Genomic DNA, 10838 nt, shown 5'->3' with positions numbered 1-10838 from the left:
CGAGTGGCCCTGAAAAAAGGGGCAGGTCACATGCGCCGGACTATGTGGACTTCCTTGAAGCCTTTTGGGAATTGTGGACGGCGTCCGGGCGGAAAGGCGAGGCCCTGCCGATCGTGTGGCCTGTCAGGACGTTCCGGGATGATGTCATCCCGGACCATATCGATGGCAAGCTTGGACGGTACTCGATGGATGCGGGTACCCCGCTTGGCCAGTTCACCTTCGAGGCTGCAACAGCTTCCGCACAGGCCGCACTGACTGCTGCCCAGCTGGTCCAAAGGGGGGCCTCCAGCGCGTTTGGTCTCTGCCGGCCACCCGGACATCACGCCGGCGTCGATTTTTATGGCGGTTACAGCTTCTTCAACAATGCGGCGATTGCTGCGCAATGGCTCAGGGATCAAGGGGCCGGTCGCGTCGCAGTTCTGGACGTCGACTATCATCACGGTAACGGCACCCAGGCCATCTTCTACGAACGCCCGGATGTCCTGTTTCAGTCGATCCATGCGGATCCGGCCCATGAATACCCATATTTCCTGGGACATGCCGATGAGACCGGTGCAAATGCCGGAGCCGGTTTCACGCGCAACTGGCCGCTGCCGTTCGGAACGGCCTGGGCGTATTATTCCGAGGCATTGGAACAAGCTCTGTCGCAGCTACAGACCTTCAAACCGGATTTTCTGGTCATTTCTCTCGGACTGGACTGCTTTGAGAACGATCCGATATCCCAATTCAAGTTTACAAGTGATGACTTTTATCGATTGGGGCAGAAACTGTCGTCAGCGTCGATCCCGGCCATATTCCTCATGGAAGGCGGATATGCGGTGGACGCCCTCGGCACCAATTGCGTGAATGTGCTCGAGGGGTTTGAAAACCGTTAGGCGTGCGCGGCGCTGTTCAAAAATCCCATCTCCTGCAGATCGCGGCGCAGGTCTTCTGCGGTTTGAAAGTGGATGGCTGCCATTCCCAGTGTCCGCGCGGCATTCACATTTGGCAGGCTGTCGTCGATGAAGACACAGTCTTCCGCCGTCAAACCGTTGCGGGAGAGCAGAACCTCGTAGATGCGGGGGTCGGGCTTGACCAGCCGTTCATGGGCCGAAACGACCACATCCAGAAAATGGGTCTTCAGGAACGGAAAACGGACTTCTGTCTCGGCGAATTTTTCCGATGAAAAATTGGTGATCGCATAAAGGGGCACGCCGCTTTGCCGGAGCGTTTCAAGTATGCCAACGGATCCTGGGATTTCTCCTGGCACCATTTCCTGCCACCGGTCGGAGTAGGCGGCAATGAGGCCGGTTTTGTCTGGATGTTCCCTGGACAATGCGGCGACAGCCTCTGCCCAACTGCGCCCAAGGTCCTGCTGGATATTCCAATCCATGGTACAGACATCGCGCAAGAATGCGTGACGCTTGGCGGGGTCTGGCAGCAGCTTGCGATAAAGGAGCTCCGGGTTCCATTCGATAAGTACATTGCCGATGTCGAAGATGACGTTTTTCAAGCCGGTCCCCATAAGATTTCCGTCAAAGCTGGGCCAGGGTATGCTGGCGGATCATTTCTTCTTCATTTGTCGGGATCACCAGGACTTTCACGCGGGAGTCCTGTGCCGAGATATCGGTCTCGCTCCGGCTGTTCTTGTCCGGTTCGATCTTGAGTCCGAGCCAATCCATGTCCCGGCACGCCTGATCGCGTACCAGAGCAGAATGTTCACCGATACCGCCGGTGAATACGACCGTATCAAGGCCTCCGAGGACCGCAGCCAGGCCGCCGATTTCCCGTCGAATGCGGAAGACGAAATAGTCGATGGCTTCGCGCGCGCGCGGGTCACTGCTTTCGCTCAAGGTCCGCATGTCCTGACTGATGCCCGACAGGCCCTTGAGCCCGCTCTGCTTGTAAAGCAAGTCGGAAATGGCGTCGGCAGACATGCCCTTGGTCGTCAGCAGGTAAAGGATCACCCCGGGATCGAGCTGACCGGAGCGGGTTCCCATAGGTAACCCGTCGAGCGCGGTAAAGCCCATGGTCGATCCGATGCTTTGGCCATTGTTGATCGCGCACATGGACGCGCCATTGCCCAGATGTCCCACCACCAGTTTGCCTGAATAGGTTTTGGGATCAGTCTGCTTCAAATGCTCGCAAATGTACTCGTAGGACAGGCCATGAAACCCGTATCGCCGGACGCCTTCCTCGTAATAACGCCTCGGCAAGCCAAATGTGTCGTTGACCCATGGGTGATTGCGGTGAAAGGCCGTATCGAAGCAAGCGACTTGCACTGCACCAGGGAAGGCTGATTCTGCAGCCCGGATGCCGGTAAGGTTGTGGGGCTGATGAAGCGGTGCGAGCGGGATCAGGGTTTCCAGATCGGAAAAAACAGCCTCGGTAACGCGCAGCGGGGCGGCAAATGTCACACCACCATGGACGACCCGGTGCCCGACGGCCTCCACCCTTGATCCTCCAAGTTCCTCTTCAAGCAAGGGCAGAACGGATTTCAGCGCCGTATCATGGTTGGCGCCTTCTTCTGCAGTCAGATCGCGATCAACGGTTGCGCCGGTTGTTGCGGATCGGAATTTGATGTGCGGGGTCGCACCCAAGCCTGAAATTTGCCCGTCAACCAATACCTGTGGGCCACGGTAGAGGGTGAACTTGATCGAGGATGAACCGGCATTGAGAACGAGTATGATTGTTTTATCGCTCATCCGTCATCCCTCCACGACATGGACAGCAGCCGGTGCCCCGTTTGTCTGCCAATGATCATAGAGGAGGGCAAGCGCGCAGGATGCCAGGCGGGCCCGGCCATCGTCGGCACGGCTTGTGAGCATCACGGGCACCTTCGCCCCGATCACCAGCCCGGCCGCTTCGGCGTGGGTCAGGAAGGTGAGTTCCTTCGCCAGCATGTTGCCGGATTCCAGATTGGGAACGACCAATACTTCCGCATGCCCGGCGACAAGCGATGTAATGCCCTTGGTCCGGGCGGCTTGAACATTTATGGCATTGTCCATGGCAAGGGGGCCGTCAACGATACCGCCCCGGATCTGGCCGCGCTCGGCCATTTTCGACAGGATTGCGGCGTCAAGACTCGATGGGATCGCCGGGTTGACGGTTTCCACCGCCGAGAGGATGCCAACCTTTGGCTGTTCGAGGCCGAGGGCAAGCGCGGCATTGATCGCGTTCTGGGTGATATCGACCTTGGTGTTGAGGTCCGGTGCGATATTGATCGCGGCATCGGAAATCACGACCGGTGTCTTGCGACCGGGAACATCCATCACGAAGACATGGCTGATCCGCCGCTTTGTGCGCAGGCCACCATCGCGCTTGACCACGTGATGCAGAAGGTCGTCAGTGTGCAGGTGGCCTTTCATCAGCGCCTGAACCTTGCCCTCGTGGACAAGGGCAACCGCTTTGGCGGCTGCTTCCGATTCATCCTCGATATCGATCAGCTGATACCCGTCGAGCGAAACACCGATTTCACTGGCAGCGGCCTGAATGCGAGTGGCTGCACCGATCAGGATCGGGCGGATCAGGCCCTCATTCGTCGCCATCACGGCGCCTTCCAGAGAATTCGGATCATCCGGCGCGACGATCGCAGTCGGCAGGCTCGGAAGCGTCTTGGCCACTTCAATCAGCCGGTTGAAGTGCCGGTGACGCTCGACAAGGACTGCGGGGAGATCGGATGAATCATATTCGATCGTGCGGGTCGGCGCGGTTACTTCGGCAACACCATCGGCGACAGACGTACCGTCCTCGCGTGTGACCAAAACATCCATGGCGACAATGCCGTCAGGTTTCTTGCCGGTGACCTTGACCGAAACAATCAGGACATCGCCTACGGACACACGGTCATGGAAATTGAACGTCTGTGTGCGGTAGATTGTGCCCGGTCCGGGGAGAATATTGCCAAGGACGGCGGACACCAGGGCCCCGACCCACATGGACGGTGCGACCGGCTTGTCAATCTTTCCGTCGCCGGTCCAGTCGGTGTCGGGGAGGTGAAGCGGATTGCGGTTGCCCGATGCATGGGCAAAAACCAGAAGATCGTTTTCGGAACAAACGCGTTTTATTTCGGCTTTGTCACCGACAGAAATCTGGTCGTAGGTGCGGTTGGTTGCCATGAAAGTTGTCCCTGAACGTCGCCGGACCGATCGGCCCGGTCCGGGGTTGCCGCGATGCAGCATGAAATTTTCGATGAGACACTAACTTGAGATTGCGACGGAACAAATACGGTTTAACCGCTAGTTTTGAACGTCTTGCACTACGTCTCTTCATATGGTGCGCTGCAGCGAAAAGTCACCGGCCCGGGACGGCAACTTTTCAGGGGTGCGACGTCAAGGCTCAGGCGATTGGCACCTGAACGCGTGCCGTTGCGGCTCATCCCGCCGGTCAAGCTTGGTTTTGTTTCGAATTGATCGCCAGCTTGCCAAGCGCGGAACCAGTCATTAGGTGTCTCACTCGAAATTGTCGTCACCGAAAGGAAGCGCTGTGCTGAATGCTCTGGTTCGCCGCGAGGACGCGGATCTGGTCATCCCCGTCAAGGCCGTCACCGAGAATAAACTGGACAATCCCGCTTTAGGACTGACCAAGGCACACCTTTCCTGGTGCGAGCAAAACGGGTTTACGGGCAAGCCGGGAACCGCATTGCTGCTCCCGGCTGGCGAAACTGGCGATCCTCTGGCGCTTTTCGGCATGACTGCTGAAGGCTTTCATGAGCCGATGGCGTTTGGCGCAGTTGTATCGGCACTGCCACCGGCAACTTATGGTCTTTCGCCGGACTTTCCCGAACAGGCTCAGGCTGTCGTTGCATTCCTCCTGTCGGCCTATCAGTTCACGCATTACAAGCAATCGTCGAGACAAGGTCATCGGCTGGTCATTCCGGAAGGTGTCGACCTTGAGAAGATCAAGCAAATTGCGACAGGCGTGAAGCTCGCTCGCGACCTGATCAATACGCCCGCCAACGATCTTGGACCGGAAGAGCTTGCCGCTGCGGTCAAGTCTTTGTTTGAAGAGCATGGCGGGACCGGGAGTATCATTGAGGGTGATGCCCTGTTGAAAAACGGCTTTCCGATGGTGCATGCGGTCGGCCGGGCGAGTGACCGGGCGCCGCGCCTCGCCGACTTTTTCTGGGGCAATGACGCAGACCCGAAGGTTACCCTTGTTGGCAAGGGGGTCATTTTCGATAGCGGCGGACTGAACATCAAGCCGGGCAACTCAATGGCCTTGATGAAGAAGGACATGGGCGGAGCAGCCAATGTTCTGGGACTTGCATCCATGATCATGGAGCGCAAATTGCCGGTGCGTTTGCGGGTGATCGTGCCGTGTGTGGAAAATGCGATTGCAGGAGACAGCTTCCGGCCCGGCGACATCCTGAACAGCCGCAAGGGCCTGACGGTGGAAATCGGCAACACGGACGCCGAAGGCCGGTTGATTCTGGCTGATGCCCTTGCATTGGCGGATGAAGAAGCGCCCGAATTGCTGATCGACATGGCGACATTGACGGGCGCCGCCCGCGTGGCGCTTGGTCCGGACCTGCCGCCGTTTTACACCCACGACGAAACCTTTGCCGACGAGTTGGCTTTGGTGGCCGAAGCCTCTGCCGATCCAATGTGGCGCATGCCGCTTTGGCAGCCCTACCAGAAGTATCTGGACAGCCACGTTGCCGATCTCAATCACATCAACACGACAGGGGCCGGGTTTGCCGGGTCGGTCACAGCCGCCTTGTTCCTATCCCGGTTTGTCGAGCATGCCGGAACCTGGGCGCATTTCGACATTTACGGCTGGTCTCCTTCCGCCAAACCGGGCAAGCCGGTTGGAGGGGAGGCACAGGCTATCCGGGCCTTGTTCGACCTGTTATGCGAGCGGTATGAAAAAAAATAACGCATCCGAAATGAAATCGTGGTTCTTTGAAACGGAAATGGACAGGGGGCCACAGTTTCATGCCGGTTGAGTTGAGGGCGTCGCAAGCGCTGAGATTGCTTCATGATGTCAATCTGAGCCTTGTGCGCAGCAGCGATCCCGATTTGTCCGCGCGCCAGCTTACGATCCTGCTAACGGTCTATCTCGAGCCGCCTCCGCATACTGTCCGGGGGCTTGCCGCTCAACTCAATGTGACGAAACCCGCTATCACGCGCGCGCTGGACACGATGGGTGCGCTGCGTCTACTTTCGCGCAAGCGGGACGAGGCCGACCGGCGCAACGTGATTATCACGAGGACGCTGGAAGGCGCTCTTTATCTGGAACGCCTTGGCGATCTTGTATCGGAAAAGGCACGGGCGTTGCCCCGCTGAACACGCAGGATGACATGACGGAAGTCTACACGTTCGACCGGCGGCTGCATCCGGTGCGTCCGGATCTGGCAGACGAAAAGTTTCGCGGCATCTACAAGGCGGAGCGCTTTGTCGCTGGCGTTAGAAAAAGACTGGCTGCCGACAGTGCGCCCATGAGGCCTGCACCCCGTCCGGATCAGCCGATCGATACGGAAATCCTTTACGGGGAAACCGTCACCGTGTTCGAGGAGACGCCGGAAGGCTGGGCCTGGGGGCAAAATGAAACCGATGGTTATGTGGGCTGGCTGTCATCCGATGATCTGACAGATCCCGGAGTTGCAACGCATCGGGTATCGGCGCTCAGAACCTACCGCTATCCGGGGCCTGACCTGAAGTTTCCACCTCTTGGACTGATTTCAATCGGGGCTCAGGTGTTCGTGGCCGGCACTGCCCGGACACGCGGACTTGATTATGTGCGCTTGCCGGACGGTTCCTATGTGGTCGAAAAACACCTTGCTCCTGTCGATACCATTGCCACGGACTGGGTGGCGGTTGCTGAAGACTTTATCGGAACGCCCTACAGGTGGGGCGGACGCAGTTCGCTCGGGCTCGATTGCTCGGCGCTGATTCAGCTCGCTGCACAGGCAGGTGGTCACAAACTCTTGCGCGACAGCGACATGCAGGAGCGGACCGCGGGGTCCAGGATAACCTTCGATGGCGATCTTTCGCGGCTGCAGCGCGGTGACCTTGTGTTCTGGAAAGGTCATGTCGGGGTTGTCGCCGGACCCAACCGGCTGCTGCACGCCAATGGTCACACAATGACAGTGGCCTGCGAACCGTTGGACAAAGCCGTTTCCCGGATCGCAGAAAGTGAATTCGGGGCCATCACCAAGGTCCGGCGGCTATAGGGTTATCCGCGGACGCAAATCGGTTTCATCATGTTCCTCAGCAGGCGTCCCGCAAAAGCCACCGGCTTTATGCGGGATCGGAGAGCCATAGTCTCCGGCCGATTGATCTGCGCTCCGATCCCGGCTCTGCGCGTTGCTGGGCCGGGATGACTGTCGCATGGGTGATTTGGGTTTTGTCACTCAGGTGAGCCGATTGGGAAAGGGGCTGTCCACCTTTCCCGCAATGACCGGCAGTCTCAGCCGGACGATACCTGGCGCGGCTCGGCATCGGATTGCGACGTCTGCCCTTCGATTTCGCCCAGTTCAAGATCCTCGATCTTGCGCCCTCGCTTTGTGATCTTGTCCGTCGAGATCAGGATCTGGTCGATATCCTTGTTGGCCTGTGCAAAGTGTGATTGCAGCTTGCCGACGCGGTCGTTCAGGCGTCCGACATCGCCGATCAGGTGATTGACCTCGGCCTGGATCAGGTGGGCCTGTTCGCGCATCTTGGCATCGCGCAAGACAGCCTGGATCACCTGAATGGACAGCATCAACAGGGACGGGGACACGATCACCACCCGTGACCGGTGGGCTTTCTGGATCAGGTCCTCGAAGCGCTCGTTGACTTCTGCAAAGACGCTTTCGGACGGCACGAACAGGAAGGCGGTGTCCTGGGTTTCGCCGGGCAGAAGGTATTTCTCGCGGATGTCCTGGATGTGTTTGGTGAAGTCGCGCCTAAACTGGGCATGGGCGGTCTTGCGCTGCTCGTCCGTTTCCGCGTTCCGGATCAGGTTGAAGGCTTCCAGCGGGAATTTTGCATCGATGGCCAGCGGTGGCGCACCGTTTGGCATGTGGACGATACAGTCCGGGCGCGAACCGGTCGACAGCGTCGCCTGGAAGTCATAGGCGCTGGGCGGCAACTGGTCCTGAATGATCGCCTCCATCCGGCCCTGACCAAACGCACCTCGGGTTTGCTTGTTGGACAGGATCGACTGCAGCTCCACAACCTGACCGGACAGTTCGGTAATCGTTCTCTGTGCCCGGTCGATGACGGCAAGGCGCTCGTGCACGGCGCGAAGACCGTCATGGGTCTGCTTGGTGGTCTGGGACATGGACAGCCCGAGCTTGTGGCCCATGCCGTCCAGCCGCTCGTTCACGGCGCGCATCATGTCCGACTGGCGGGAGCCGAAGACTTCAGCCATGGTCTGCATGCGCCCGGTCATTTCCCCCTGTGACTTGAGGAGTTCCGACAGGTGGGTTTCCAGTTCGTGGATCCGGGCGGCGGCTGCGTCTTCGACATGGGCGCGCTGCCGGATCTGGCCGAGAATGCGCCCGGCCAGCAGGCAAACGAACAAGAGCAGGGCAAGACCACCGGCCACGCTCGCTTCCAAAATGGTGACGGCGTGGCCGCCAATGATAAAAAGAACATCTGACATGAAACAAACATAGAACGATTCGACGGCAAGTGCAGTGTCTGCTTCACTTTTGCCCCGTCTTTCACATTGACCGGACGGCTGCCTTTGCCTATGTGGAAGCAATGACGATACGCAACATCATTACCATTCCAGATCCGGTCCTGCGCGAGGTCTGTGCACCGATTGAAACGGTCGACGATCACGTACGCAAACTGGCCGATGACATGCTCGACACCATGTATGACGCTCCCGGAATAGGGCTTGCCGCAAGCCAGATCGGGATCCTTGAGCGCATCTTCGTCCTCGACGTTGCCAAGGAAGACGAAGACAAGGCTCCGATGGTGTTTATCAATCCGGAAATTGTCTGGTCGAGCGAGGATCTATCGGTCTATCAGGAAGGCTGTCTGTCGATCCCGGAATATTATGAAGAGGTCGAGCGTCCGGCATCCGTGCGGGTCCAGTTTCAGAACCGGGAAGGGGCGGCCCAGGAAATCCAGGCTGACGGTCTTCTTGCAACCTGTATCCAGCATGAGCTGGACCATCTCAACGGAACGTTGTTTATTGACTATCTGTCTAAGCTGAAGCGTGACAGGGTCATGAAGAAGTTCACGAAACAGGCAAGGTTCGCGTCCAAGGGCTGACGAACCGGGGTTTGATTGGCGGGGGCATGGACACAGCATTTTTCCTGAAAATGTTTGCGGCACTGTTTGCGATCATGAACCCGGTCGCCAATCTGCCCGTGTTCCTCTCCCTGACATCTGATCGCGACGCTGCGGGGCAGCGGGCAGTCGTCTACACGCTTGCCATTGCGCTTGTGCTCGGGATTGTGATTGTCGCGTTGGCGGGCGATGCCTTGCTTGCGCTTTTCGGCATCAGTGTGGATGCCTTCCGGCTGGCGGGCGGATTCCTGATCCTGTTGATCGCGCTGAACCTGATCTCCGGTGAGCAGAGCAAGGCTCATCACGGGACCGACGCGGAAAAGGCGCATCACGCCCAACAGGACAATCCGGCGATCTACCCAATTACAATTCCGATCCTTCTGGGGCCGGGAACAATCTCCACCTTGATCATTTATCGGAGCCAGATTACCGGGATTGAGCAGGACATCGCATATGCAGCTGCCTCGTTTGCGGCGGTCGGTCTTTTGATCGGGACTTTCCTTGCAGCCCCGTTCCTGTCCAAGGTGCTCGGCCAGACCTCGACCAGCGTCATGAGCCGCTTGATGGGCATGATCCTGGCCGCAATCGCGATGGACATGATGGTGTCCAGTCTCAAGAGTCTTCTTCCGGGCCTGACCTGATGCCGGTCCACACCTGACAAAAACACAGGTTTTTCATGTCACTTCGCATTGTATTCATGGGGACGCCGGAGTTTTCCGTGCCCACGCTAATGGAAATCGTCGGACAGGGTCACGATGTGGTTGCGTGTTATTCGCAGCCGCCACGGCCGGCAGGGCGCGGGATGGACCTCAGGAAATCGCCTGTTCATGAAGCCGCCGAATCTCTCGGCATTCCGGTCTTCACGCCGAAGTCTCTCAAAAGTGCTGAGGAACAGCAGCACTTCGAAGGTCTGCAGGCAGATGTTGCGGTCGTTGTCGCCTACGGGCTTTTGTTGCCGAAGGCTGTTCTGGAGGCCCCGGCTCACGGCTGCCTGAACCTTCATGCATCGCTTTTGCCAAGGTGGCGGGGCGCGGCCCCGATCAACCGGGCAATCATGGCGGGCGATGCCGAGACGGGCATTCAGGTGATGCGCATGGAAGAGGGGCTTGATACCGGCCCGGTCTGCATGGCGGAAACCTTGGCAATTGATTCGTTGATGACGGCTGGCGAGTTGCATGACCGGCTGTCGGCGCTGGGCGGAGACCTGATGGTGCGTGCGCTGGCCGCACTTTCGCGCGATGCCCTGACCGAAGCCGCACAAAGCGGGGAAGGCGTCACCTACGCCTCCAAACTGTCGAAGAACGAGACGAGGATCAGCTGGAGCGCAGATGCGCAGCAGGTTCACAATCACATTCGCGGACTGTCGCCGTTTCCGGGCGCCTGGACGGAAATCGATCTGGGGGGGAAGACCGAGCGCTTGAAGGTGCTGAGGTCCGCCCCAGCTGATGGTGCGGGAGAACCCGGTACCGTTCTCGATGTATCGGCAGAACCGGTTGTTGCCTGCGGCCAGGGGGCGGTGCGATTGCTTCAGGTGCAAAGGGCGGGTAAGAAGCCGATGAGCGGCGGCGAGTTCTTGCGCGGTGTTCAGCTCACCGTGGGCAGCAAACTGGTTTAAGCCTTTCAAAAAGGACA

At 58.6% G+C, this 10838-nt stretch carries 11 protein-coding genes; 7 read left to right on the top strand and 4 right to left on the bottom strand.

Annotated features, from left to right (window positions below):
- Positions 1-875 (top strand): histone deacetylase family protein (locus E1297_RS13850; protein ID WP_155139077.1); only part of this gene is annotated, 875 nt, incomplete at its 5' end.
- Here E1297_RS13850 and E1297_RS13845 read toward each other — a convergent pair.
- From E1297_RS13845 to E1297_RS13835, 3 genes are read right to left on the bottom strand one after another with little or no spacing between them, the layout of a single operon-like run.
- On the bottom strand, positions 872-1492 hold the full coding sequence (locus tag E1297_RS13845) for an HAD family hydrolase (RefSeq protein WP_368669557.1): 621 nt from the start codon (positions 1490-1492) through the stop codon (positions 872-874). The two genes, E1297_RS13850 and E1297_RS13845, sit on opposite strands and share 4 nt — an antisense overlap.
- A gap of 22 nt (positions 1493-1514) precedes the next feature.
- Positions 1515-2684: an acetate/propionate family kinase gene (locus E1297_RS13840; protein WP_155139073.1), complete on the bottom strand. Its 1170-nt coding sequence runs from the start codon at positions 2682-2684 to the stop codon at positions 1515-1517.
- A 3-nt stretch (positions 2685-2687) separates the two neighbouring features.
- The gene (locus E1297_RS13835) at positions 2688-4097 is read right to left on the bottom strand and encodes a bifunctional enoyl-CoA hydratase/phosphate acetyltransferase (protein ID WP_155139071.1); all 1410 of its coding nucleotides are present in this window, start codon (positions 4095-4097) and stop codon (positions 2688-2690) included.
- A 370-nt stretch (positions 4098-4467) separates the two neighbouring features.
- On the opposite strand from E1297_RS13835, the gene E1297_RS13830 reads away from it, so the two are divergent.
- Genes E1297_RS13830 through E1297_RS13820 form a run of 3 tightly spaced genes read left to right on the top strand, consistent with a single transcriptional unit; the run spans position 4468 to position 7153 of the window.
- Complete coding sequence (locus E1297_RS13830) at positions 4468-5856, top strand: M17 family metallopeptidase (RefSeq protein WP_196223312.1); 1389 nt, start codon at positions 4468-4470, stop codon at positions 5854-5856.
- A gap of 59 nt (positions 5857-5915) precedes the next feature.
- Entirely contained in the window at positions 5916-6266 is a 351-nt protein-coding gene (locus tag E1297_RS13825) for a MarR family transcriptional regulator (protein WP_155139069.1), read from the top strand.
- A 14-nt stretch (positions 6267-6280) separates the two neighbouring features.
- The gene (locus E1297_RS13820) at positions 6281-7153 is read left to right on the top strand and encodes an NlpC/P60 family protein (RefSeq protein ID WP_155139067.1); all 873 of its coding nucleotides are present in this window, start codon (positions 6281-6283) and stop codon (positions 7151-7153) included.
- A gap of 236 nt (positions 7154-7389) precedes the next feature.
- Here the strand turns inward: E1297_RS13820 and E1297_RS13815 are convergent, their stop codons facing one another.
- Positions 7390-8568, bottom strand: coding sequence for a DNA recombination protein RmuC (locus E1297_RS13815; protein ID WP_155139065.1), 1179 nt, complete (start codon positions 8566-8568; stop codon positions 7390-7392).
- 101 nt (positions 8569-8669) lie between these two features.
- Between E1297_RS13815 and E1297_RS13810 the strand changes: the two genes are divergently transcribed.
- Genes E1297_RS13810 through fmt form a run of 3 tightly spaced genes read left to right on the top strand, consistent with a single transcriptional unit; the run spans position 8670 to position 10821 of the window.
- A complete protein-coding gene (locus tag E1297_RS13810) occupies positions 8670-9188 on the top strand; it encodes a peptide deformylase (protein WP_155139062.1) in 519 nt (172 codons plus the stop codon).
- 26 nt (positions 9189-9214) lie between these two features.
- A complete protein-coding gene (locus E1297_RS13805; RefSeq protein WP_155139060.1) occupies positions 9215-9847 on the top strand; it encodes a MarC family protein in 633 nt (210 codons plus the stop codon).
- 35 nt (positions 9848-9882) lie between these two features.
- Positions 9883-10821: a methionyl-tRNA formyltransferase gene (gene fmt, locus E1297_RS13800; protein ID WP_155139059.1), complete on the top strand. Its 939-nt coding sequence runs from the start codon at positions 9883-9885 to the stop codon at positions 10819-10821.
- Positions 10822-10838: the final 17 nt, after the last annotated feature.

The sequence above is a fragment of the Roseibium sp. RKSG952 genome (genome assembly GCF_009711355.1).
This window is presented reverse-complemented; position numbering and strand designations above follow the sequence as displayed.